Below are 23,569 nucleotides of genomic sequence, written 5' to 3'. Positions count from 1 at the left end.
CAAGGATCAGCCGCTATGAAAAATCCATCCCCGACCGTTTCCATGGCGGACAAAGTTGCCCTGATCGACAGCCTCTGCGCCAAGGCGCGGATCCTGCCAGTGATCACCATCGCCCGTGAACAGGACGTGCTGCCACTGGCTGACGCTCTGGCCGCCGGTGGCCTGACCGCGCTGGAAGTGACCCTGCGTTCGCAGTTCGGTCTCAAGGCGATCCAGATCCTGCGTGAGCAGCGTCCGGAGCTGGTCACCGGTGCCGGCACCGTGCTTGATCGCAACATGCTTGCAGCAGCGGAAGCGGCGGGTTCGCAATTCATCGTCACCCCGGGCATCACCCGTGACCTGCTCGAAGCCAGCGTCGACAGCCCGATTCCGCTGTTGCCCGGCATCAGCAACGCTTCCGGCATCATGGAAGGCTATGGCCTGGGCTATCGCCGCTTCAAGCTGTTCCCGGCGGAAGTCAGTGGTGGCGTGGCCGCGATCAAGGCACTCGGCGGCCCGTTCGGCGAAGTGAAATTCTGCCCGACCGGTGGCGTTGGCCCGGCCAACATCAAGAGCTACATGGCGCTGAAAAACGTCATGTGCGTGGGCGGCAGCTGGATGCTTGATCCCGAGTGGATCAAGAACGGCGACTGGGCGCGCATTCAGGAATGCACCGCCGAGGCCCTGGCGCTGCTGGACTAAACGTTTTACCTGACACTTCGTTGTGTGTTCTACGGCTTTACGGTGCGCTTGGTCGGTGCACCGTTTTTTTTGCCCGGCAAAAATACTCATGGAAACGGCGCGACACATAGTTACCGCACCGCGGGGCTCGTGCGCCGTTAATCTGCGTTCATCTTATGGAAAAGAGAACGCGTCATGGAACGAGACACTTCAACCGCACCGTCACCATCGATCTATCAGTTGGCCCCCGAGCAGATCGCCGGGCCGTACTTTCGCAATCCCAAATTGCTGCGGCGCAACATCAGCGAAGGCGCTGAAGGCCTGCCCTTGCTGCTGCGCCTGAGCATTGTCGATGCGATGACCGGTCAACCGGTGAGCGGAGCATTGGTGGACATCTGGCACTGCAATGCACGAGGCGCCTATTCAGGGTGGAGCCGGATCAATCCGGATCTGGAGGTCGACTCCGATGCCATCGGCTCAGTGCCGCGCACCGACGATGACACCTATCTGCGTGGCAGCCAGTTCTGCGATCAGCAGGGGCGGGTGCGCTTCACCACCATCTATCCCGGGTTCTATGCCGGTCGGGCGCTGCACATTCATGTGGCGGTGCGCATGGTCAGCGGCAGTGAATATCTGGAGGAGCGCAACGTGGCCTGGGTCGGTCAGCTCTATTTCCCCGAAGTGGTGTCACGCGCGGTGCTCAATGCCCGTGACTATCGCGGGCGAGCCTCGACACCCTTGAACAATGCCGATGACAGCTACTACAGCAACATGCGCGGCGAAGATTCGACCCTGACCGTGTGGCCGATCGGCCGCGACTCTCACGAGGACGGTTTCTTCGGCCACCTGACCATCGGCATCGACACCTTTGCCGCCTCGTCGCAGATCAAACCCGAGGACTTCGACAAGTACACCGTGTGAACCGATCAACGCAGCTCGTTGAGTGCACGGGTCAGCGACTGCATGTCAGCCGCCGTGGTGGTCAGCCCCGGCGTGATGCGGATGCTCGGCCCGCTCGCTGCGCCGTTGCGCACCACGGTGAACAGGTTGTACTCGTCGAGCAGGCGCTCGACCATTGCCTGTTGATCGGCGTGGCGAGTGAAACGCATCGAGGTGATCCCGCAATACAGGCGCGGATCGTCCGGGGTCATCACCTCGATCCCCGGCAGGTGCCGCACCGCGCTGACCCACAGATTGCGCAGGTAATTGAGCCGGGCGCTTTTGGCCGCAGCGCCGCCGAGCGAGCGGTGCTCCTCGAGCGCCAGCGGCAGCGACATCAGCGCCGGAATGTTCGGCGTGCTGTACGGCGTGCGCGCGCGGATGTCGCTGGCCGGAAAGTGCATTTCGCCCATGTCCGGATCGATGTCGGCCAGGCGCTGCGGGGCGATGTACAGAAAGCCCAGGGTCAATGGCGCGCCAATCCACTTGTGCAGGTTAAAACCGGCGAAGGCGATGCCCATCGCTTCCAGATTGAACTCGATCTGGCCAAGGGCGTGAGCGCCGTCGAGGATGATGTCCACGCCATGCTGTTTCGCCAGTTCGGCGATGGCCTGCACCGGCATCACCAGACCGGTGCGGTGGGTGACATGGGTCAGGGCCATCAGTTTGAGTTTCGGATAGCGGATGAAGGCTTCGCGGTAACTGTCCAGCAGGCTGTCGAAACTGGCCGGGTGAGTGTGGTTGATCTCGATCACGTCGACGCCGCGACGGCGTGACAGCCAGCGCATGGCACCTTTGACCGTGTCGTATTCCAGGTCGCTGATCAGCACCTGATCGCCCGGAAGCAGGCGATTGTAATTGCGGATCAGCGATTGCAGCGCATCACTGGCGTTGCGGGTGAAGGCCACGCTCTGCGCGCGCACACCGATGGTCTCGGCCAGTTGCGCACGGATCTCCAGGCTGTCGTGCTGTTCGAAACGCTGGCGCACGTACACCGAGTTGTTGGTGTTGATCAGCTCGATATTGCGCTGATAGTCCTCGATCACTGTGCGCGACATGCGCCCGAAGTAACCGTTCTCCAGGTTCAGCGGGCCGGTTTGCGCTTCGTAACGATCGGCGAAGGTTTGCCAGAATGCTTCGTCACGGGCGCGGCGGGTGTTGTCAGGCATGGTCGAGGCTCTAGGGAGGAGGGCGCTTCAGTGGCGCGGGGCAGGTTTGCCGTGTTTGGCGCGTAGTGGTTCGAGCAGATCCGACAGGCCGTTATGGTCGATTTCCTGCATCAGCGCCAGCAGTCCGCCGAGTTCGCCGTGAGGAAAACCCTCGCGGGCGAACCAGTTGAGGTAAGGCCCCGGCAGGTCTGCAATGATCCGGCCCTTGTACTTGCCGAAGGGCATTTCACGGGTGATCAGCAGTTCAAGTTTTTCAGGATTCATCAGTGGCAATCATCTGGATTCAATAGGTCAGGAAAATACAGGCATTCTGCATGCAGGCCAAATGACAGATCATGCAAATAACCGTGATACGGATAGTTCAAATATCTTTAACTTATTGAAAAATAACGATTTATTTTTGAATGAAAAGCTGGCACGCACACTGCAATAACCCTTGCATCTTCAACCAACCGCAAGGAATTGAAAAATGACTGACATGAATAAAGAAGCCATCTCTGTACTCAACGACCTGATCGAAACCTGCAAGGACGGCCAGGAAGGGTTCAAGACTTGCGCTGAAGACATCAAGCATCCAGAACTCAAGACTCTGTTCGTGACCCGTTCTGCCGATTGCGCGACTGCCGCCGCTGAACTGCAGGCTGAAGTGCGTAAACTGGGCGGTGATCCGGAAACCTCTACCAGCGTCAGCGGTGACCTGCACCGTCGCTGGGTCGACGTCAAAGCCATGTTCACTGGCAAGGACGAAGAGGCTGTGCTGAACGAAGCCGAGCGCGGTGAAGACCATGCCCTGAAGGCTTATCGTGAAGCCATCGAGAAAATCAACAAGCACGGCCTGGTCGGTATTCGTGACCTGGTTGAGCGTCAGTACCACGGCGTACAACGCAATCACGACCAGGTGAAAGCCCTGCGTAACCAGGCTCGCGCTCGTTCGTAAGCCACGCTAAAAAACTGTGGGAGCGGGCTTGCTCGCGAAGCGGTGTGTCATGCAACGATGCTGTTGCTGACACGACCCCTTCGCGAGCAAGCCCGCTCCCACTTTTGTTTTGTGTACCTGATGATCAGCCGATGCTGATTGCTGGCAACGTCGGCAAGGTCACGGTCTGCTGCTTGCGCGGTGCCAGAATCTCGGCCTCGCCATCCACCACCAGCTCATCACGCTGGTTGAACACGCGAGTGGCGATGCGCACGCGAAACTTCGGCAGCTTCTCGAGGATTTCCAGGCGCACGGTCAGGGTGTCGCCAATCTTCACCGGCTTCTGAAAGCTCATCTGCTGACCGATGTAGATGGTGCCCGGCCCAGGCAGCTCGCACGCCACGGCCGCGCTGATCAGTGCACCGCTGAACATGCCGTGGGCGATGCGTTCCTTGAACATGCTGGCGGCGGCGAACTCGGCATCCAGGTGCACCGGGTTGTGGTCGCCCGACATCGCGGCGAACAGCTGAATGTCGCGCTCTTCGACAGTCTTGCTGTAGCTGGCGGTCTGGCCGACTTCGAGGGCTTCGTAAGGGATGTTGGTAACCTGGGTCATCGGTCTTGATTCCTGTGACGGATTAAAGTGAATCCACAAAAAATTATTCGCTGCGATGGGGGCGGCGATGGCTCAGCGCCTGGTCGATCCAGGTCAGCACATCGGCAATCACTTCGTCGCGATTGGTTTCGTTGAACAATTCGTGCCGCGCCTGCGGGTAGATCTTCAGTTGCAGGTTCTGGCTGCCGGCCGAGCGCAACGCTTCGGCCAGATCTGTCAGACGCTTGCCTTCGCTCACCGGATCACATTCACCGCCGATCACCAGCAGCGGCAGGCCCGGGTCGATCTGGGCGAGATTGGACGCTTTGCTGATCTGCTGCAAGCCGCCGAGCAAGTCGATCCACAATTGATTGGTGCAGCGGAAGCCGCACAACGGGTCGTTGGCATACAGATCGACCTCGACCGGGTCGCGGCTCAGCCAGTCGAACGGCGTGCGCGACGGTTTGAATTTTTTGTTGAACGAGCCGAACGACAACCACTCGATCAGCGCACTGCGGCCCTTGCCACCCTGACGCAGTTTTTCGAAACGGGCGATTTGTCGCGCCGCGCCGTAAAGCGCCACCGGCTGGAAGTTCGAACCGCTGAGAATCGCCCCATGCAGGCTGGCGCTGTGATGCAGCAGGTAACCCTGAGCGAGGTAGCTGCCCATGCTGTGCCCGAGCAGGATGATTGGCACGTCGGGATGCTGCTGGCCGATGTGCTGGTTGAGGCTGGCCAGATCGCCGATCACCTTGCACCAGCCGTCGTCATCGGCGAAATGCCCGAGCGTCCCGTGTTCGGCGGTCTTACCATGGCCGCGCAGATCCGGGGCGTACACACCGTAGCCTTGTTCACAGAACGCATTCGCCAGCCGCTCGTAGCGCGCGCTGTGTTCGGCCATGCCGTGGGCCAGCAGGATCAGCGCTTTCAAGGGCGCGGCGGGCAGCCACTGGTTGACGAACAGGCGGCTGCGGTCACTCGCGTCCAGCCAAAAGCCTCGGTGGATCATGGCAATTCCTTTTTATCGAGCGGTATCGGCCCGCAGTCGTTGCATTGTATAGCGCGTCCGATCAGCTCACGCCACGGCAGGAAGATTCATACGATCAATGTCGCCATCGCCCATATTTGCCTCAATGGCCATAACTGCTAGTGTCCGTGAAGCTCCGCTTTTTGCTTTGTGCCCTCAGGGATCAGCGCGAAACCACAGAAAAGCGGCTCCCGGATCGATTCAGGTAAAGAGGACAAGAACAATGCAACCTGATTTCTGGAATGACAAACGCCCCGCCGGCGTACCACTGGACATCGACATGGGCGAGTTCAAGTCGGTGATCGAGGTGTTTGAGCGTTCCTGCAAGAAATTCGCGGACCGTCCGGCCTTCAGCAATATGGGCGTGACCCTGACTTACGCTGAACTCGAGCGCTACAGCGCGGCGTTCGCCGGTTACCTGCAAGCCCACACCGATCTGGTGCCGGGGGATCGCATCGCGGTGCAGATGCCCAATGTGCTGCAATATCCGATTGCCGTGTTCGGCGCCTTGCGCGCCGGGCTGATCGTGGTCAACACCAACCCGCTGTACACCGCGCGCGAGATGCGCCACCAGTTCAAGGATTCCGGCGCCCGCGCGCTGGTGTACCTGAACATGTTCGGGCAGAAGGTTCAGGAAGTGCTGCCGGACACTGACATCCAATACCTGATCGAAGCGAAGATGGGCGACATGATGCCCACCGCCAAGGGCTGGCTGATCAACACCGTGGTCAGCAAAGTGAAGAAAATGGTCCCGGACTATTCGCTGCCGCAGGCGATCTCGCTCAAGAGTGCGCTGCGCCTGGGCCGTGGTCTGGGGATCAAGCCGTTGAAAGTCGGTCTCGACGACATCGCCGTGTTGCAATACACCGGCGGCACCACCGGCCTGGCCAAGGGCGCGATGCTGACCCACGGCAACCTCGTGGCGAACATGCAGCAGGTGCGCGCGTGTCTTGCGCAATTGGGGCCAGACGGTCAGCCGCTGCTGCGCGAAGGGCAGGAGGTGATGGTGGCGCCACTGCCGCTGTACCACATCTATGCCTTCACCGCGAATTGCATGTGCATGATGGTATCGGGCAACCACAACGTGCTGATCACCAATCCGCGCGACATCGCAGGCTTCATCAAAGAGCTGAAGAACTGGCGCTTCTCGGCGTTGCTCGGCCTGAATACGTTGTTCGTGGCGCTGATGGAGCACCCGGACTTCAAGACCCTGGATTTCTCCAGCCTCAAGCTGACCAACTCCGGCGGTACCGCGCTGGTCAAGGCCACCGCCGAGCGCTGGGAGCAGATCACCGGTTGCCGCATCACCGAGGGTTACGGCCTCACGGAAACGTCGCCGGTGGCCTGCACCAACCCGTATGGCGACAAGTCGCGTCTGGGCACGGTCGGTCTGCCGGTGCCGGATACGCTGCTGAAAGTCATCAATGACGAGGGTGTCGAGCAGCCGATGGGCGAGCGCGGCGAGTTGTGCATCAAGGGCCCACAGATCATGAAAGGCTACTGGCACAAACCCGAAGCCACCGCCGAAGTGCTGGATGCCGAGGGCTGGTTCAAGTCCGGTGATATCGCGGTGATCGACCCGGACGGCTTCGTACGCATCGTCGATCGCAAGAAGGACATGATCATCGTCTCCGGTTTCAACGTGTACCCCAATGAGATCGAAGACGTGGTGATGGCCCACCCGAAAGTCGCCAACTGCGCGGTGATCGGCGTGCCGGACGAGCGTTCGGGCGAAGCGGTGAAGCTGTTTGTGGTGGCGCGGGAAACCGGGGTCAGCCTCGAAGAGCTCAAGGCGTACTGCAAAGAGAATTTCACCGCTTACAAGGTGCCGAAACACATCGTGCTGCGTGAGTCGTTGCCGATGACGCCGGTCGGGAAGATTCTGCGGCGGGAGTTGCGCGATATCGCCTGATCGGTGAATGGCCGCGCGTTGCGCGGATCGCGGGCAAGCCACGCTCCCACAGGGATCTCCCAACCTTGTGGGAGCGGGCTTGCCCGCGATGCTTTTTGGGCGGTGAAGTCCCGGAAAACCGGGGCTTTCAGGCTGGTATAGGATTTTTGCTCTAAAATGACTGTTAGAAAGTCTTGAGTCATTAAAGTGACCATGGAGGCCGCTTTTGGCTCTAGTCGGCCCTCGGCAAAGCTGCTACTCTCGGCGCGCTTTGTGACTTCTCGGCCTGTAGAAAAGCCAGATTCACCAATACAAAACACACACCAATAATAATCGCATCAAATGCGGTGAAGAATTCGCGTTGCTGAGGAGTGGGCTTCCATGATCGAAGACTTTTGGAAGGATAAATACCCGGCTGGAATTGCTGCCGACATCAATCCAGACGAGTACCCGAATATTCAGGCAGTGTTGAAGCAATCCTGCCAACGCTTCGCCAACAAGCCGGCTTTCAGCAACCTGGGCAAGACAATCACCTACGGTGAACTGTACGAATTGTCCGGTGCGTTTGCCGCGTATCTGCAACAGCATACCGACTTGCAGCCCGGTGATCGAATCGCCGTGCAACTGCCCAACGTTCTGCAGTACCCGGTGGCCGTCTTCGGTGCGATCCGCGCCGGGCTGATCGTGGTCAACACCAACCCGCTGTACACCGCGCGGGAAATGGAACACCAATTCAACGACTCCGGCGCAAAAGCCCTGGTCTGCCTGGCCAACATGGCGCACCTGGCGGAAGCCGTGGTGCCGAAGACCGGGGTCAAACACGTTATCGTCACCGAAGTTGCCGACCTGCTGCCGCCGGTCAAGCGCCTGCTGATCAACAGCGTGATCAAGTACGTGAAGAAGATGGTCCCGGCGTATCACCTGCCCAAAGCCGTCAAGTTCAACGACGTGCTGAGCAAGGGCCAGGGTCAGCCGGTGGCCGAAGCCAATCCGCACAGCAGCGATGTCGCGGTGCTGCAATACACCGGCGGCACCACCGGCGTGGCCAAGGGTGCGATGCTGACCCATCGCAACCTCGTCGCCAATATGCTGCAGTGCAAGGCGCTGATGGGTTCCAACCTCAATGAAGGCTGCGAGATCCTGATCACCCCTCTGCCGCTGTACCACATCTATGCGTTCACCTTTCATTGCATGGCGATGATGCTGATCGGCAACCACAACATCCTGATCAGCAACCCGCGCGACCTGCCGGCGATGGTCAAGGAACTGTCGAAGTGGAAGTTCAGCGGCTTCGTTGGCCTGAACACGCTGTTCGTCGCGCTGTGCAACAACGAAGGTTTCCGCAAGCTGGATTTCTCCAATCTGAAAGTCACCCTGTCCGGCGGCATGGCCCTGCAACTGGCCGCCGCCGAGCGCTGGAAAGCGGTGACCGGTTGCTCGATCTGCGAAGGTTACGGCATGACCGAAACCAGCCCGGTGGCCACGGTCAACCCGATCCAGAACATTCAGATCGGCACCATCGGCATTCCGGTGCCGTCGACCCTGTGCAAAGTCATTGACGATGCCGGTGTCGAGCAGCCTATGGGCGAAATCGGCGAGCTGTGCGTCAAGGGCCCGCAAGTGATGAAGGGCTACTGGCAGCGTCAGGAAGCCACCGACGAGATCCTCGACAGCGAAGGCTGGCTGAAGACCGGTGACATCGCGCTGATCCAGCCCGATGGCTACATGCGCATCGTTGATCGCAAGAAAGACATGATTCTGGTCTCCGGTTTCAACGTTTACCCGAACGAACTGGAAGACGTGCTGGCGACCCTGCCGGGTGTGTTGCAGTGCGCGGCCATCGGCGTGCCGGACGAGAAGTCGGGCGAGGCGATCAAGATCTTCATCGTGGCCAAGCCGGGCGTGACCCTGACCAAGGAAACCGTGATGGAGCACATGCGCGCCAACGTCACCGGTTACAAGGTGCCGCGTTCGGTGGAGTTCCGCGATGCGCTGCCGACCACCAACGTCGGCAAGATCCTGCGTCGTGAGTTGCGTGATGAAGAGCTGAAGAAGATCAAGGCCAAGTCCGCCGCCTGAAGCAAAAAGCCCCGCAGATGCGGGGCTTTTTGTTGGAATAGGTGGTGGATCTGTAGTGACTGTGATGCCGCCTTCGCGAGCAAGCCCGCTCCCACATTCAACCGCGTTCCTCCAGTTGGAATACAGTCAAATGTGGGAGCGGGCTTGCTCGCGAAGCTTTTCGGTTACTGCCGGAACGGCGCGAAATTCACATTGGTTCCCGCCGGACGCATGTCCTGCAGATACGAATCCTTGTCCGCACTCAATTCCAGACTCAACGCTGCCTTGCGCTTGCCTTCGTTGCGAATCACCAGGCCTTCGAGCTTTTCGCGCAGGAACACGGTCGGCACTTTCAAGTGCAGCAGTTCGTCGGTGGCCGGGGTGTGCATCAGCAGGTGAATCCACTCGTACTGACCGACGGCGAGGCGCGTCACCGGCAGGTCGAACCACCAGATGTTGCGGTTGCGGTTCAATTCGGCGAAGTGGCAGTTGTTGGTGCCGAGCACAGCGCCGCCTAGTTCCTGGTTGCGACGGGCAATGGCCTGCTTTTTATCGAGTTTCATAACATTCCTGCGGGATCTGATCGTTGGCGCACGGCGCCCATAGGTGCGCATTCTCGGGGCTTGCGGGGCAAACATAAAGCCCAACCTGCATGGCACGACGAAATGAAGGGCAAAAATAAATGAAACTCGTGGCAAACCCGGCCAGTCAATCATTACGTACTGACTTTTCCCCTTCAATGCACCAAGGAGAAACACCATGAGTAGCACTGGCGATAAAGTAAAAGGCATGGCTAACGAAGCAGTCGGCAACGTCAAGCAAGGCGTCGGCAAAGCCACCGACAACACCAAGCTGCAAGCCGAAGGCAAACTGCAAGAGAAAAAAGGTGAAGCCCAGCAAGCTGTCGGCAAAGCCAAAGACGCCATCAAGAAAGGTGTCGACAAGGCGTAATTCCGCCTTGAACGAAACACACGAGCGGCCATCCAAGGATGGCCGTTTTTGTGTCAAAACCCGACAGCCATCCACGAAGGTCGCCAAGTAGGCTACCGTGATGTAGAAAACGGCCCCTGAGTCGCCACGACTTCAACCTGTAATGCGGCGAAAGGAGACGCGAATGATTTTTCCAGACATGAAAGGTCTGCCACTGCACCGGGTGATGGTGCGCACGGTCACTGAATTCGTCGACGACGAGATGTCGACCTACGCCTCGGCACTGGCCTACCAGATGCTGTTCTCGCTGTTCCCGTTCATTCTGTTCCTGATTGCCCTGATCGGTTTCCTGCACCTGCCGGACTTCTTCACCTGGTTGCGCCTGCAGTCGGAACTGGTGCTGCCACCGCAGGCGCTGGAACAGGTCAACCCGGTGATCGATCAATTGCAGCAGTCCAAGGGCGGCTTGCTTTCGGTCGGTATCGTCATCGCCCTGTACACCGCATCTGCCGGTGTGCGCTTGATGATGAGTGCGATGAACGCCGCTTACGACGTGGTCGAGGGCCGGCCGATCTGGAAGCGTTTTCCGCTGTCGGTGTTCTACACCGTCGGCATTGCCGGCATGTTGCTGGTGGCGGCCGCACTGATGGTGCTCGGGCCGCAAGTGATGGGCTGGATTGCCGCGCAGGTGGGGCTGGAAGACTTCATCGTCACCGTGTGGACGATTGCGCGCTGGCCGGTGATCGTGATCCTTATGATGGTCGCGGTGGCGCTGATCTATTACGTGATGCCCGACGTCAAACAGGAATTCCGTTTCATCACCCCCGGCTCGGTACTCGCCGTGGTGGTGTGGATCATCGCCTCACTGGGCTTTGCGTTCTACGTCAAAACCTTCGCCAACTACAACGCGATGTATGGCAGCATCGGGGCGATCATCGTGCTGTTGCTGTATTTCTACATTTCCTCGGCGGTGCTGCTGCTCGGCGCCGAGATGAATGCGGTGATCGAACACATGTCCAGCGAGGGCAAGGACGAGGGCGAGAAAGTCCCCGGCGAACTCGATGAACATCCCAAACAACATGTCTCGGGCCTGGGGCGCGACCACTCGCTCAAGCCGGACACTGACGAAGCCCGACCATGATTCGTGAAATCCTCAAAATGGGCGACGAACGCCTGCTGCGCATCGCCCCACCGGTGCCGCCGGAAATGTTCGACAGCCCCGAGCTGTGGCAACTGATCGATGACATGTTCCAGACCATGGAAAGTGTCGGTGGTGTCGGCCTGGCAGCGCCGCAGATCGGCGTCGACCTGCAACTGGTGATCTTCGGTTTCGAGCACAGCGAACGCTACCCGGACGCCGAAGCGGTTCCGCAGACGATCCTGATCAATCCGCTGATCACGCCGCTGAGTCCGCTGACCGAGGAGGGCTTTGAAGGCTGTCTGTCGGTGCCCGGCCTGCGCGGTGCGGTGGATCGTTATCAGCAGATTCGCTACGAAGGCTTTGATCCCAAGGGCGAGCCGATCGTACGCGTGGCGTCAGGCTTCCATGCGCGGGTAGTGCAGCACGAATGCGATCACCTGATCGGCCGCTTGTATCCGTCGCGGATTACCGATTTCAGCAAGTTCGGCTTTACCGAGGTGATGTTCCCGGATCTCGATCCCACAGCCGACGATTAAGCAAAATCAAAAGATCGCAGCCTGCGGCAGCTCCTACAGAGATCGGTGTAGGAGCTGCCGAAGGCTGCGATCTTTTGAGCTTTTGATCTTCAAACAAGCCCCATCGCAATCATCGGCTTGCTCCGCGCATACCGGCTCAACCGTTCGGCCAGCGCGTAGGGCAGGGCAGGGTCGAAACTGAAGCCACGCCGCTCATAAAAACCGCGCAAATCCGGATGACAGAACAGCCACACCGGCTCCTGCAGATCCTTCACTGCCGCCGCGATCAACTGCGCGGCGATCCCTTGCTCACGGCAACCCGGATCGACAAACAGCCCGGTCAGCCAATACCCGCCCGCCACTGGCCGCAGGCACAGCGCGGCGACGATGTCCTCGCGCCGCGCCACCCACAACTGCGCATCGCGCACCGCCTTCATCGACGATTGGTGGCGGCGGTAAAACTTGTTCATCAACGGCCACAAAGGCTCGTCGAGCAGGACGTATCGGGTATCGGGCATGGGATCGGACTGGCGGCGGGCAAAGCGCCGATTATAAAAGAACGCGCGCCGCGCGATAGGTGTATACCTGAGCCTACATCCCTGTGAGTGGAGTACGCATCATGTCCAAAGGTATGGATTCAAAGAAAGCCGCGAAGAAGAAACCGGTGAAGACGGCGATTGAAAAGCGTGCAGAGAAGAAAGCCAAGAAGGTCGATATTTTCGGTCATTGATCACGTCCTTCGGGAGCCCGTCCCCCGGGCTCCCGTTTCAGCGCAAAAATAATCTGCAAGATTGCTCGGCTTCGTTGCACAGAAGGGGAAGATTCCCGTTCCGAGCCACGCCATGCCGAATTACTTCGACGCCGACCATCGCCAGCAGATCGAAACCCTGCGCCAGCGCTTCACTGCCCGCACCGAGTGGCCGACGTGGCTGCTGCTGATCGGCGTGTATGGCGGCTGGTTCGCAATCATCCTCAACAGCCACTGGCTCGGTCGCGGCTTGAGCACATTGCTGCTGATTCCGCTGCTGGTGCTGTGGTTGTCAGTGCAGCATGAATTGCTGCATGGGCACCCGACCCGCTCGGTGCTTTTCAATAAAATCCTCGGTTACGCACCTTTTGCGGTGTGGTACCCATATACCTTGTATCGCGACAGCCACCTGCTGCATCACCGCGATGAACACCTGACTGTGCCCGGTATCGATCCGGAAAGCCGTTATCTGACGGCCGTGCGTTGGCAGGGCAGTTCCTTGTTCGAACGCAGCCTGCACTGGCTGAATAAAACCGTAATCGGCCGCTTCATCATTGGTGCGCCGCTGGGATTGATCGCGCTCGCTGCCGAAGAACTGCAACGCCTGAAAAACCGCGAGCGTCAGGCCTGGTTGATGTGGCTGACCCACGGTGCGTTCAGCGTGTTGATGCTGTGGTTTATCGCGCGCTTCAGCGTGTTGCCGGTCTGGCATTACCTGCTGCTGATCAGTGTGCCGGCACTGTCGATCGCGATGATCCGCTCCTACTATGAACACCGCCCGCACGTTCAGCCGGAGCAGCGCACCGTGCTTAACGAAGCCGGCTGGCCGTGGCGCTGGCTGTTTCTGAATCTGAATTTCCATCTGGTGCATCACGACCTGCCGGGGCTGGCGTGGTACGACTTGCCGGCGGCCTACCGGATGCGCCGCGAACAATGGGTAGCGCGCAGTGGCGGGTTTCTGGTGCAGGGTTATGGGCAGTTGTGGCGGCAGCACGGTTTGAAGCCGATCGACAGTCCGCAACATCCTTACCACTAACCTGAAAAACACCACAAAACCCTTGTAGGAGTGAGCCTGCTCGCGATAGCGGTGTGTCAATCAACGAAAAAGGTTACTGACACACCGCTATCGCGAGCAGGCGAAGGCCTACAGTGGAAATCTGTTGTCCGGGAATAATGTGTATGACCCAACACCACCTCGAACTGCTGATGTACACCGCCCCCGAGCCCATTCGCGCGGCCAACGAACGCTGGATCGCCCGCATTCTTGAACACCTCGGCCATTCCCGCCTCAACGCCGCAAGCCTGTCGCTCCCCGAGCTTTGGTTGTCGCCGGATCTGCTGCTGACCCAGACCTGCGGCTATCCCTTGATGACCTTGCTGCGCGATCAGGTACGCATCGTCGGTCGCCCGCGCTACGAATTGCCCGACGCCACTGCCGGCAATCATTGCAGCCTGATTCTCAGCCGTGCTGACGATACGCGCAAAACCCTGGCGGATTTTCGCGGCAGCCGTGGGGTGATCAACAGTGACGACTCCAACAGCGGCATGAACCTGTTGCGCCAGCGTCTGGCGCCCTTACACCGCGACGGGCAGTTTTTCGCCACGGTCGGCATCAGTGGGGCGCACCGCGAAAGTCTGCGTTGGTTGCGTGAAGCGCGCGCCGATCTGGCGGCGATCGACAGCGTGACCTATGCCTGCCTTGCGCAATACGCACCTGAGGAGGTCAACGGATTGCGGGTTGTGGCGCGTAGTGCGTTCAGCCCGACGTTGCCGTTTATCACCGCCGCGACTGCCACGAATGAGCAGATCGAACAGTTGCGCCGGGTAATGAATCAGGCGTTGCGTGAATTGCCTGATGTGGCGCAGATCCTCGGCTTGCCTGAAGTGTTGCCCGCCAGCGAAAGCGATTATCAGATCTTGCTCGACTATCAACGTGAGGCTGAAGAGTTGGGCTACGGCCGCTTGCACTGAACAGCCTTATATCTCCAAAAAGAATATAAGAATGAAATATAAATATTATTAATGCATAAGGCTCCTTGCTACGATCGCGCCACCGGATCACCGGACATTCAGCGACCCTTACCCAGGAGCCCTCATGTCCGGCGCCGACACCGCTCACCGCAATCATCTCGACGTTCTGTTCCGCGCCCACTACCGCTGGCTGTGCACTTACCTGAGCCGACATCTGCACGACTCCGCAGGCGCGGAAGGCATCGCCGCCGAAACCTTCGCGCAATTGCTTCAGGCGCCCAGCATCACGGCGATCCGTGAACCGCGCGCCATGCTCACCACGATTGCTCAGCGCTTGCTTTATCAGCGCTGGCGCCGGGCGGATCTGGAGCGCCGGCATGCGCAGCAGATGGACGTCGATGCTGCCACTTCGCCTGAAGACCTCGCGCAACTGAGCCAGACCCTCAAACGCCTCGACCACAGCCTGCAACGCCTGCCCGGCAAGGTCCGTTCGACCTTTCTGCTGGCGCGGATCGATGGCCTGACCTACCCGCAAATCGCCGCCGAACTGGGCATCTCCCAGCGTTCGGTCAGCGTTTACATGAGCCGCTCCCAAGCCCTGTGCGATCGCCACAGCGCCAACCAAATCCTGACAGACAAGAGGTCCGCATGAGATCAATCAAAACCCTGCTCGGCCGTTCGTTACTGGCGCTGAGCCTGAGCGTCGGCGCTGTTTCGGCGGCGGAAAAAACCGCACCGATCCACTTCGGTGACATCACTTGGGAAAGCGGCAGTTTCATCACCGAAGTGCTGCGCCTGATCGTCGAAAAAGGTTACGGCTACCCGACCGACACGCTGCCGGGCAGCACCGTCAGCCTGGAAGCGGCGCTGGCGAAGAACGATATTCAGGTGATCGGCGAGGAGTGGGCCGGGCGCAGTCCGGCGTGGGTCAAGGCTGCCAATGAAGGCAAGGTGTTCGGCCTTGGCGACACGGTCAAGGGCGCGACCGAGGGCTGGTGGGTGCCGGAATACGTGATCAAGGGTGACCCCGAGCGCGGGATCAAACCATTGGCACCGGAGCTGAAATCGGTGGCCGACCTGCCGCGCTACAAGGACGTGTTCCGCGACCCGGAAGACCCGCGCCGTGGACGCTTCCTCAACAGCCCGACCGGCTGGACTTCGGAGATCGTCAACAGCCAGAAACTCAAGGCCTATGCGCTGACCGACAGCTATGTCAACTTCCGCACCGGCTCCGGCGCGGCCCTGGATGCCGAGGTGGCGTCGTCGATCAAACGCGGCAAACCGGTGCTGTTCTATTACTGGTCGCCGACGCCGCTGCTCGGGCGCTTCAAACTGGTGAAGCTCGAAGAGCCACCGTTCGATGCTGAAGCCTGGAAAACCCTGGCCGATGCCAACAACCCGAATCCCAAGGGCACCCGCTCGATGCCGGCCAGCCTGGCGATTGGCGTGTCGGCGCCGTTCAAGGCGCAATACCCGGAGCTGGTGTCGTTCTTCGAGAAAGTCGATTTGCCGATTGATCTGCTGAACCAGACGCTGGCCGGGATGAGCGAAAAACGCCAGCCACCGCGGCAGGTTGCCGAAGCATTTTTACGCGATCAGCCGCAGGTGTGGAGGGCGTGGGTGCCGGGGGAGGTGGCGAGCAAGGTGACGGCGGGGCTTTGAGTTTCTGCCGGTTGATCGGTGTTGTTTGAACTGATGCCTTCGCGAGCAGGCTCGCTCCCACACTGGATTTTTGACGTGCACAAAACCCCTGTGGGAGCGAGCCTGCTCGCGAATGATCTAAAGACTTACGCCGCTTCCGCAGCCAACGCCGCCATCACGGTCGGCCGCCGCTCAATCCGCGCCTGAAACCGCGCCAGTGCCGGCCACTGCGCCAGTTCGATCCCGAACAACCCGGCCCAGCGCAACACCACAAACAACAAGGCATCCGCGACGCTGAAGCCGCTCGGCAGCAGATACTCCTGCTGCTCCAGCACTGCGACCAACACCGCAAAACGCTTGAACAACTTCTCCTTGATCACCTCGGCCGGCAACCGCTCATCGAACAGCGCACCAAGCCCGCCGTGGACTTCGCTCGAAATGAAATTCAGCCACTCCTGCAAACGCAGCCGTTCAAAACTGCCGGGTGCCGGCGCCAATCCTGGCTGTGGTTGCAGATCCGCCAGATATTGCAGGATCACCGGGCCTTCGGTCAGTACCGTGCCGTCGTCCAGTTGCAGGGCCGCGACGTACCCCTTGGGATTGATCGCGAGAAAGTCTTCACCGCTGGCGGTGCGCTTGCTGCGGTTGTCGACGCGAATCAGCACGAAGGGCAGCTTGAGTTCGCGCAAGACAATGTGCGGCGCCAGTGAACAGGCTTGCGGGGCGTAATACAGCTTCATCGGCAGCTCTCTGGTGAGGAATTGGCGCCAGTGTCATAGTGCGCCGCACCCTCGGTAAAATTAATCTTTCAGAAACCTGCCATAAGGACAGCTACTGGCATGATGAACCTGATGCATTGGCGGCTGGTGGTCGCCGTGGCCGATCACGGCAACATCACCCGCGCTGCCGAGCGGGTCGGCATGACCCAGTCCGGCGCGAGCCAGGCCCTGGCGCTGATGGAAGAAACCCTCGGCGTGCAACTGTTCAGCCGCGAAAGCCGACAGACCTTGCCCACCGCCATCGGTCTGCCGGTGATCGAGCAGGCGCGGCTGATGCTCGGTGCGTTGGAGACCATTCGCCAGACCGTCGACAGCGTGCGCCCGATGCTGCGCGGGACGATTCGTCTGGCGAGTTTTCCCATGGTGCTGGCGAGTTTTCTGCCGCCGCTGTTGCGCCAGTTCAATCGGCTGTATCCGGGGATCGAAGTGGTGGCGCTGGAGGTCAGCGACGACGAGGTGGAAACCTTGCTGGCGGCCGGTCTGGTGGATGTTGGCGTGGTGCTCAACCCGGCGCCCGAGCGCAATGCCGGGCCGTTGGGCCGTGATGAATGGGTAGCGGTGGTGCCGGCAGGGCACCCTTTGGCGCTGCGGGGGATCGAGCAGGGCGTCAGCCTGCAAGAACTGACGGCGCTGCCCTTTGTGCTGGCCACCGGCGGTTGCTCGACCAACGCCCGCAGCCTCGCCGCTGAAGCCGGGTTGCAGTTGCAGGACGTGCGGGTCGAGGTGCGCGAATGGAGCAGCGCCTTCACGTTGGTGCGGGAAAATCTCGGCGTGACCCTGGTGCCGGAAATGACCTTGCCGGCCGAGCGTCAGGGCTTGCGCGTGATTGCCTTGCAGCCACGTATCGAACGGGTGTTTTCGCTGGTGCTGCCTGCGGGGCAGACGCCGTCAGCGACGGTGCAGGCGTTGCTGGATCTGGTGGCGGAGACGGCAGTCGCGACAGCTCGCTGAACCGTTTCTTGTGCAAAAAGTGCCAGATACTGGCCGACTAGTGGCCTTGCGCACGGCATGGCGATGGCTATGCTAGCTGTAACTAACTATGTCGACCGTCATCTGTTAGCCGTGATTTCAACGCTGCCAGAGTGCGCAACCCAAGGCACCGGACACTGAACCAACAAGGAGCAAGTTGTACATGGAAGTTTTCTGCACGTTAGGGCTGGCCCGCTGCTGGGCTATCAAGAGAAGGATGTCTTGATTAGAGCGTCGCTGCATGGACCCTCGGATTAAACATCATTTATCACCTGACAACTTCCTCCCGTGGAGGAATGCGTGTGCCTGTTCTGTGGAACGTAGTGGTGGATGCTGAAAGACCTGACTTTCATCAAATCAAAAGACCGCGCGGAAGGTGATACAACCATGTTCAACCTACATCACAAGGCTGACCTGCAGGAAATCGAGCGTTTCAGCTGCGCCTTGACCGAAGCCAACGCCAAGCTCGAAGCGATCAGCCGCTCCATGGCGATGATCGAATTTACCCCCGAGGGCATTGTTCTGGATGCCAACGAAAACTTCTGCAAGACCATGGGGTACAGCGCCGAGGAAGTGCGTGGCAAGCATCACCGGGTGTTTTGCGAAGAAGCGTTTTACCGCAGCGAGGAGTACGCCAAGTTGTGGCGCGACCTGGCCCGGGGTGAGCCGATCAGCGGCACGTTCCTGCGTTTGAACAAGTCCGGCAAGGAGATCTGGCTCGAAGCCAGTTACATGCCGGTGTACGGCCCGGACAAACAAGTCAAAAGTGTGATCAAAGTGGCGTCGGACATCACCGCCCGGGTCAATAAAGAACACGAAGAAGAAAGCATGCTGGCGGCGATCAGCCGTTCGATGGCGGTGATCGAGTTCACCCCGGACGGCAACGTGATTACCGCCAACGACAACTTTCTGAAAACCATGCAGTACTCGCTCAACGAAATCGTTGGCCATCACCACAGCATGTTCTGTCACCGTTCCGAATCCGAATCGGCGCAGTACAAGGCGTTCTGGGCGTCGCTCAATCGCGGCGAATATCACTCGCACCGTTTCGAACGCAAGAACAAGTCCGGGCAGATGGTCTATCTCGAAGCCTCGTACAACCCGCTGTTCGACACCAAGGGTCGTTTGTACAAGGTGGTGAAGTTCGCCAGCGACATCACCAGCCAAATGACCACGTTGCAAAACGCCGCGGAATCGGCCCACAGCACCTCGGTTCAAAACGACGCCTGCGCGCAAAAAGGCTCACAGGTCGTGCAGCAGACGGTGCAGATCATTCAGGACATTTCCCGCGACCTCAACGAAGCGGCGCTGAGCATTGATGCGGTCAGCAAACAGTCGGACATCATCGGCACCATCGTCCAGACCATTCGCGGCATCGCCGACCAGACCAACCTGCTGGCGCTCAACGCGGCCATCGAAGCGGCGCGAGCCGGTGAACACGGACGCGGTTTTGCGGTGGTGGCGGACGAGGTGCGCAGTCTCGCGGCGCGCACCAGTCAGGCGACCCTGGAGATTGTCGAAGTGGTGCGCAAAAACCATGACCTGTCGCTTAGCGCGGTGTCGAGCATGCAGTCGAGTCTGAGTCGCACCGGGCTGGGTGTGGAGTTGGCGAATGAGGCGGGGGAGGTGATTCTGGAAATTCAGCAGGGATCGCGACATGTGGTGGATGCGATCGGGCAGTTCAATGCGACGTTGCAACTAAACTGACACCCATCAACAACTGTAGGAGTGAGCCTGCTCGCGATTGCGGTGCGTCAGTCACTGGATAAGTAACTGATGTATCGCTATCGCGAGCAGGCTCACTCCTACATTGGTTTCTAAGCAACTTTCAGATCAAAGCGCCGCGAGAAACTTGTCCGCCAGTTTGTCGCTGTCTTTGACGTCATTGACGTTGTCTTTTTCCGCTTGCGCCAGCTTCATCTTGTCCTGCAGACGCTCGGCGATCTCTTTGCCGATGGCCAGTTGTTTCTCCGGCGGCATGGCTTTGATGTCGTCTTCGGTGATGCCCATGCTCTGAAGGATACTGTCGCGCAGGCGCTGTTCCGGCGACTTGCTCATGTAGTCCTTGAACGCGTCAGTGGCCGAGGTCCCGGTGGTGGTGCCGGCCGCCGTGGCGTCGGTGGTTTGCAGGCCCACGCGGGTCTTGGCGAAGGCTTCGTCGACGTTATCGCTGATGCGCGTAGCGGCGGCCACTTGCTGGGTGGCGATCTGCGTGGCCGAATCCTCGACCCTGGAGGTCGCATCGGTGGCTTGCGACTGGGCCTGGTTCTGCAGCGATTGCAGCATGGCGCCGTGCAGGCCGCTTTGCAGACCGGCAGCGGCGGTCGTGGTCGCATCATCCGCCAGCCGCTTGGGCAGGTGGATGAGCTGCTGCTGTTTGGCACTGACCAACATCATGATGGAGACCTTTGGATAATTGCTGACGGGCATATCCGAGCAATTACCGTGCCTTTAAAGAAAGTTATTTTATTTCAACGTGTTAGTGATCTGGCATGTGCAACAAAGCGGTCATCCCTTGCCGTCGGGCGGCAGAGGATGACCGTGTAGCCTCAGCGGTGGGCAATGTTTTCCAGCGCCAGATTGCGCGTGCGCGGGCCGAACCAGCCGATGGTCAGCATCACGATCAGCATGCTGCTGACAATGAACGCGAGCACCCCGGGCGTGCCGAAGTTGTCGAGGAACAGCCCGATCAACAGGCTGCTGAACACCGTCGACAAACGGCTGAACGAATAGCAGAAACCCACCGCTCGGGCACGGATGTTGGTCGGGAACAGTTCGCTCTGGTACGAGTGATAACTGAAGCTCAGCCAGGCATTGCAGAAGGTGATCATCACCCCGCAGAAGATCAGGCCGAAGGCGCTGGTCTGCAACGCGAACAGAGTGCCGAAGGTCATCGCGCCGAGGGCTGAGCCGACGATCTGCCATTTGTTCTCGAAACGGTTGGCAAACTTCACGAACAGCAACGGCCCGAGCGGGTAGGCGAGGGTGATGATAAACGCGTACATCAGGCTGTGGGTGACGCTCACACCCTGGCCGGAAAGCAACGCCGGCAGCCAGTTACCAAAACCGAAGAAACCGATCGCCTGGAACACGTGAAACACGATCAGCATCAACGCACGTCGACGGTAGGGTGGTTGCCAGATATCGGCGAAGCGGCCCTTGCCCTCGACATCGACGGGCACCGTTTCTGGAGCGTCCAGCGGTTGGCGGTGATCCTTCTCGCAGCGGGCTTCGATATCGTCGAGAATCCTGTTCGCTTCATCGAAACGCCCATGTTGCGCCAGCCAGCGTGGCGACTCGGGAAGACGCTTGCGCAGCCACCAGATGAACAGTGCAAACACCGCGCTCGCCAACACCACCCAACGCCAGCCGGACACACCGAACGGCGCCTGCGGCACCAGCCACCACGACATCAATGCCACCGCCGGCACCGAGAGAAACTGCACGAAAAAGGCGAAGGCAAACGCTGAACTGCGCATGCGTTTGGGCACCAGTTCCGAGAGATAGGCGTCGATGGTCACCAGCTCGATACCGAGGCCGATGCCCACCAGAAAGCGCATGCAGATGATGCCCAGCGCCGAGCTTTGGATGCCCATCAGCACCGTGGCCACGGTGTACCAGACCAGCGCGAAGGTGAAGATCGCGCGCCGGCCGAATCGATCGGCCAACGGGCTGAGCAGGCTGGCGCCGAGGAACAGGCCGAGGAAGGTCGCCGACGCGAACGCTGCCTGATCGGAGAAGCCGAACACGCCCTGATTGCCGGTGGCGAAGATCCCGTCACGGATCAGTCCCGGACTGATGTAGGCGGTCTGGAACAAATCGTAGAGTTCGAAGAAACCACCAATCGACAACAACGCGACCAATCGCCAGATCGTGGCGACGGCGGGCAGGCGGTCGATGCGGGCGGAAATCTCGGCGGCGCGTATCGGGTCGATGCCGTCGCTTTGCGCGGCGGCGGGGGCGTGAGCAGTCATCTGCGGATCCATTTTTTATTGATGGAAAAGCTTAGCCTGCTATCGGAGTTCACGGATTGTGAATTTCGGCGGTTAGCCCCGGAGAACCGCCGATTTCTTGCAATAACTGCTTACCAATTAACGATTTATGCCGCAGCAGTCGAATCGGGCAGCGCCGAGGCCGGCAAGCCGAAGACGCGATCGAACAGCCAGTTGAAGGCAAACGTGTAGCACGGGATGAAGATGATCAGCGCCAGATCCAGCAGGAACGCCTGCACCAGACTGATGTTCATCCACCAGGCGATCAGCGGAATAAGGAACACGATCAGCGTCAGTTGAAAACCCACTGCATGAGCGATGCGCCGCTTGACCGTGCGGGTGCGTGACTGCTGGCGGCTTTCCCAGTGCTCGAACAGCGAGGTGTAGATGAAATTCCAGGTCACCGCGATGGTGGTGATGATCACCGCCAGTGGGCCAGTGCTGCCGGGCGAAGTGCCGGATAACAGCGCCAGGCCGAGGGCCGAGAAGGTCATGCCGATCACTTCGTAGAGCGACACGTAGACCAGTTTGCGTTTGACGCCTTGCATGGGGATTTGCCTCTTTCTTGCAACGTGTTGGCCAGCGGGACTGGCGAAGGCGGCAAAAGATAGCTTCAATATGCGTGACAGAAAAAGTCAGTAGCTTTCAGTTTTGGTGATAGGTGGTGTTTTGAATTTCAACAGCGACAGCATCGAACTGTTCCTCGCAGTGATCGAGCGTGGCTCGTTTTCCGCTGCTGCCCGCGCTTTGGGCCGGGTACCTTCGGCAGTCAGCATGGGCATCGGCAATCTTGAGGCGGAGCTTGGCTATCCGCTGTTCGACCGCAGCCACCGCGAACCCCAACCGACCGCGATGGCGCTGTCACTGGTGCCGCATGCGCGGCTGATCGCCGAGCAGCTCAAGCAACTGCAGGTGCACGCGGTGGAGTTGTCGCTGGGGCTGGAGAGCAGGCTGTCGATAGGCGTGGTCGCCGACATCGACCGCCGCCGCTTGCTCGCCGCGATCAAGGTGATTGCCGAGCGTCATCCGCTGCTCGATATCGAAGTGTTGACCGCACCGCAGGACGACGTGCTGGCGATGCTGCACAGTGGCCGTGTCAGCGTGTGTCTGGCGTTTGCCGGGTTGAGCATGAACGTGCTGGAGCGTTTTCAGTTTGTCGGCAGCGAACGGATGATCGCCACGCTGGCGGCGGACAGTCCGTTGTTGCAGGGGCAGGATCTGTTTCTCGAAGACCTGGTGCATGTGCGGCAGATCTTCGTCGCCAGTCGCGACTTGCCGATCAGCGAAACTCGACCGCTGGTGGCCGAATCGCACTGGCGCACCGACACCCTGGAGACTGCGTTGGAGATGGTCGAGGCGGGGTTGGGCTGGGGCAATTTCCCGCTGTCGGTGGTGCAGCCGTGGCTGGACAGCGGACGACTGAAGCGCCTGAATTTCCGCAACATCGAAAACGGCCTGGTACTGCCGGTCCACGCGGTGTGGCTCAAGAGCCAGCCGCTGCAGAAGGGCGCATCGGCCCTCGTCGAACTGCTCAGCCACTGAGCCCAACACAAACCCCCTGTAGGAGTGAGCCTGCTCGCGATAGCGTTGTGTCAGGCGATGCATGTGTTGAATGACACACCGCTATC

Annotated in this window: 25 protein-coding genes and 1 pseudogene; 16 read left to right on the top strand and 10 right to left on the bottom strand. The window is 59.8% G+C overall.

Translation table 11 applies throughout. From position 1 onward, the window contains the following. Window positions 1-15 precede the first annotated feature (15 nt). Window positions 16-681 carry a bifunctional 4-hydroxy-2-oxoglutarate aldolase/2-dehydro-3-deoxy-phosphogluconate aldolase gene (locus ACM6I7_RS01640; protein ID WP_003227433.1) on the top strand — a complete coding sequence of 222 codons (666 nt, stop codon included), beginning with the start codon at window positions 16-18 and terminating at the stop codon, window positions 679-681. A 174-nt stretch (window positions 682-855) separates the two neighbouring features. Then, entirely contained in the window at window positions 856-1,581 is a 726-nt protein-coding gene (locus ACM6I7_RS01635) for an intradiol ring-cleavage dioxygenase (protein ID WP_098965238.1), read from the top strand. A 5-nt stretch (window positions 1,582-1,586) separates the two neighbouring features. Here ACM6I7_RS01635 and ACM6I7_RS01630 read toward each other — a convergent pair whose 3' ends face one another. Together ACM6I7_RS01630 and ACM6I7_RS01625 are read right to left on the bottom strand one after the other, a co-directional pair. Next, window positions 1,587-2,768 carry an aminotransferase class V-fold PLP-dependent enzyme gene (locus ACM6I7_RS01630; RefSeq protein WP_414887840.1) on the bottom strand — a complete coding sequence of 394 codons (1,182 nt, stop codon included), beginning with the start codon at window positions 2,766-2,768 and terminating at the stop codon, window positions 1,587-1,589. 27 nt (window positions 2,769-2,795) lie between these two features. Then, entirely contained in the window at window positions 2,796-3,032 is a 237-nt protein-coding gene (locus tag ACM6I7_RS01625) for a DUF3820 family protein (RefSeq protein ID WP_003227425.1), read from the bottom strand. A 205-nt stretch (window positions 3,033-3,237) separates the two neighbouring features. Between ACM6I7_RS01625 and ACM6I7_RS01620 the strand changes: the two genes are divergently transcribed. Then, a complete protein-coding gene (locus ACM6I7_RS01620; protein WP_003227422.1) occupies window positions 3,238-3,705 on the top strand; it encodes a ferritin-like domain-containing protein in 468 nt (155 codons plus the stop codon). A 124-nt stretch (window positions 3,706-3,829) separates the two neighbouring features. Here ACM6I7_RS01620 and ACM6I7_RS01615 read toward each other — a convergent pair whose 3' ends face one another. Both ACM6I7_RS01615 and ACM6I7_RS01610 read right to left on the bottom strand, forming a co-directional pair. Continuing rightward, complete coding sequence (locus ACM6I7_RS01615; RefSeq protein WP_003227420.1) at window positions 3,830-4,300, bottom strand: MaoC family dehydratase; 471 nt, start codon at window positions 4,298-4,300, stop codon at window positions 3,830-3,832. A gap of 43 nt (window positions 4,301-4,343) precedes the next feature. Continuing rightward, window positions 4,344-5,288: a lysophospholipase gene (locus tag ACM6I7_RS01610; RefSeq protein WP_414887838.1), complete on the bottom strand. Its 945-nt coding sequence runs from the start codon at window positions 5,286-5,288 to the stop codon at window positions 4,344-4,346. Window positions 5,289-5,529: 241 nt separating this feature from the next. Here ACM6I7_RS01610 and fadD2 point away from each other — a divergent pair, with 241 nt between their 5' ends. Both fadD2 and fadD1 read left to right on the top strand, forming a co-directional pair. After that, window positions 5,530-7,218 carry a long-chain-fatty-acid--CoA ligase FadD2 gene (gene fadD2, locus ACM6I7_RS01605; protein ID WP_414887837.1) on the top strand — a complete coding sequence of 563 codons (1,689 nt, stop codon included), beginning with the start codon at window positions 5,530-5,532 and terminating at the stop codon, window positions 7,216-7,218. Window positions 7,219-7,578: 360 nt separating this feature from the next. Beyond that, entirely contained in the window at window positions 7,579-9,276 is a 1,698-nt protein-coding gene (gene fadD1 / locus ACM6I7_RS01600) for a long-chain-fatty-acid--CoA ligase FadD1 (RefSeq protein WP_003227414.1), read from the top strand. Window positions 9,277-9,440: 164 nt separating this feature from the next. Here fadD1 and ACM6I7_RS01595 read toward each other — a convergent pair whose 3' ends face one another. Further along, window positions 9,441-9,818 carry a hypothetical protein gene (locus ACM6I7_RS01595; RefSeq protein ID WP_007969330.1) on the bottom strand — a complete coding sequence of 126 codons (378 nt, stop codon included), beginning with the start codon at window positions 9,816-9,818 and terminating at the stop codon, window positions 9,441-9,443. Window positions 9,819-10,014: 196 nt separating this feature from the next. On the opposite strand from ACM6I7_RS01595, the gene ACM6I7_RS01590 reads away from it, so the two are divergent. From ACM6I7_RS01590 to def, 3 genes are all read left to right on the top strand, one after another. Beyond that, window positions 10,015-10,206: a CsbD family protein gene (locus ACM6I7_RS01590; RefSeq protein ID WP_027612573.1), complete on the top strand. Its 192-nt coding sequence runs from the start codon at window positions 10,015-10,017 to the stop codon at window positions 10,204-10,206. Window positions 10,207-10,369: 163 nt separating this feature from the next. Next, a complete protein-coding gene (locus ACM6I7_RS01585) occupies window positions 10,370-11,326 on the top strand; it encodes a YihY/virulence factor BrkB family protein (RefSeq protein ID WP_096795060.1) in 957 nt (318 codons plus the stop codon). Further along, on the top strand, window positions 11,323-11,862 hold the full coding sequence (def, locus tag ACM6I7_RS01580; RefSeq protein WP_003227403.1) for a peptide deformylase: 540 nt from the start codon (window positions 11,323-11,325) through the stop codon (window positions 11,860-11,862). Before ACM6I7_RS01585 ends, def begins: the two co-directional genes overlap by 4 nt. Before the next feature lie 89 nt (window positions 11,863-11,951). Here def and ACM6I7_RS01575 read toward each other — a convergent pair whose 3' ends face one another. After that, window positions 11,952-12,359: a GNAT family N-acetyltransferase gene (locus ACM6I7_RS01575; RefSeq protein ID WP_414887836.1), complete on the bottom strand. Its 408-nt coding sequence runs from the start codon at window positions 12,357-12,359 to the stop codon at window positions 11,952-11,954. A gap of 324 nt (window positions 12,360-12,683) precedes the next feature. Between ACM6I7_RS01575 and ACM6I7_RS01570 the strand changes: the two genes are divergently transcribed. The 4 genes from ACM6I7_RS01570 to ACM6I7_RS01555 all read left to right on the top strand — a co-directional run bounded on the left by ACM6I7_RS01570 (window position 12,684) and on the right by ACM6I7_RS01555 (window position 16,222). Next, window positions 12,684-13,625, top strand: coding sequence for a fatty acid desaturase (locus ACM6I7_RS01570; protein ID WP_285373589.1), 942 nt, complete (start codon window positions 12,684-12,686; stop codon window positions 13,623-13,625). A gap of 143 nt (window positions 13,626-13,768) precedes the next feature. Then, window positions 13,769-14,560 carry a phosphate/phosphite/phosphonate ABC transporter substrate-binding protein gene (locus ACM6I7_RS01565; RefSeq protein WP_414887835.1) on the top strand — a complete coding sequence of 264 codons (792 nt, stop codon included), beginning with the start codon at window positions 13,769-13,771 and terminating at the stop codon, window positions 14,558-14,560. A 124-nt stretch (window positions 14,561-14,684) separates the two neighbouring features. Continuing rightward, on the top strand, window positions 14,685-15,212 hold the full coding sequence (locus ACM6I7_RS01560; RefSeq protein WP_414887834.1) for a sigma-70 family RNA polymerase sigma factor: 528 nt from the start codon (window positions 14,685-14,687) through the stop codon (window positions 15,210-15,212). Then, window positions 15,209-16,222, top strand: coding sequence for an ABC transporter substrate-binding protein (locus ACM6I7_RS01555; RefSeq protein ID WP_027612580.1), 1,014 nt, complete (start codon window positions 15,209-15,211; stop codon window positions 16,220-16,222). The genes ACM6I7_RS01560 and ACM6I7_RS01555 overlap by 4 nt, the downstream gene beginning before the upstream one ends. A 125-nt stretch (window positions 16,223-16,347) precedes the next feature. Here ACM6I7_RS01555 and gstA read toward each other — a convergent pair whose 3' ends face one another. Continuing rightward, the gene (gene gstA, locus ACM6I7_RS01550) at window positions 16,348-16,941 is read right to left on the bottom strand and encodes a glutathione transferase GstA (protein WP_097085895.1); all 594 of its coding nucleotides are present in this window, start codon (window positions 16,939-16,941) and stop codon (window positions 16,348-16,350) included. Window positions 16,942-17,040: 99 nt separating this feature from the next. On the opposite strand from gstA, the gene ACM6I7_RS01545 reads away from it, so the two are divergent. The 3 genes and pseudogenes from ACM6I7_RS01545 (at window position 17,041) to ACM6I7_RS01535 (ending at window position 19,656) form a co-directional block, all read left to right on the top strand. After that, window positions 17,041-17,931: a LysR family transcriptional regulator gene (locus tag ACM6I7_RS01545; RefSeq protein ID WP_098965223.1), complete on the top strand. Its 891-nt coding sequence runs from the start codon at window positions 17,041-17,043 to the stop codon at window positions 17,929-17,931. Window positions 17,932-18,279: 348 nt separating this feature from the next. Further along, a pseudogene (locus tag ACM6I7_RS01540) lies at window positions 18,280-19,113 on the top strand (PAS domain-containing protein); the annotation flags it as partial. Window positions 19,114-19,116: 3 nt separating this feature from the next. Continuing rightward, window positions 19,117-19,656 carry a methyl-accepting chemotaxis protein gene (locus tag ACM6I7_RS01535; protein ID WP_256214240.1) on the top strand — a complete coding sequence of 180 codons (540 nt, stop codon included), beginning with the start codon at window positions 19,117-19,119 and terminating at the stop codon, window positions 19,654-19,656. Window positions 19,657-19,782: 126 nt separating this feature from the next. Here ACM6I7_RS01535 and ACM6I7_RS01530 read toward each other — a convergent pair whose 3' ends face one another. The 3 genes from ACM6I7_RS01530 to ACM6I7_RS01520 all read right to left on the bottom strand — a co-directional run bounded on the left by ACM6I7_RS01530 (window position 19,783) and on the right by ACM6I7_RS01520 (window position 22,489). Then, entirely contained in the window at window positions 19,783-20,343 is a 561-nt protein-coding gene (locus tag ACM6I7_RS01530; protein WP_139054368.1) for a hypothetical protein, read from the bottom strand. Between the two features lie 155 nt (window positions 20,344-20,498). Then, a complete protein-coding gene (locus tag ACM6I7_RS01525) occupies window positions 20,499-21,923 on the bottom strand; it encodes an MFS transporter (RefSeq protein WP_346649691.1) in 1,425 nt (474 codons plus the stop codon). 125 nt (window positions 21,924-22,048) lie between these two features. Next, window positions 22,049-22,489 carry a PACE efflux transporter gene (locus tag ACM6I7_RS01520; RefSeq protein WP_096795052.1) on the bottom strand — a complete coding sequence of 147 codons (441 nt, stop codon included), beginning with the start codon at window positions 22,487-22,489 and terminating at the stop codon, window positions 22,049-22,051. Window positions 22,490-22,610: 121 nt separating this feature from the next. Here ACM6I7_RS01520 and ACM6I7_RS01515 point away from each other — a divergent pair, with 121 nt between their 5' ends. After that, on the top strand, window positions 22,611-23,483 hold the full coding sequence (locus tag ACM6I7_RS01515; RefSeq protein ID WP_414887833.1) for a LysR family transcriptional regulator: 873 nt from the start codon (window positions 22,611-22,613) through the stop codon (window positions 23,481-23,483). The last annotated feature ends 86 nt before the right edge of the window (window positions 23,484-23,569 follow it).

This window comes from Pseudomonas sp. IT-93MI4, from assembly GCF_949767635.1.
Lineage (GTDB): Bacteria > Pseudomonadota > Gammaproteobacteria > Pseudomonadales > Pseudomonadaceae > Aquipseudomonas > Aquipseudomonas putida_A.
This window is presented reverse-complemented; position numbering and strand designations above follow the sequence as displayed.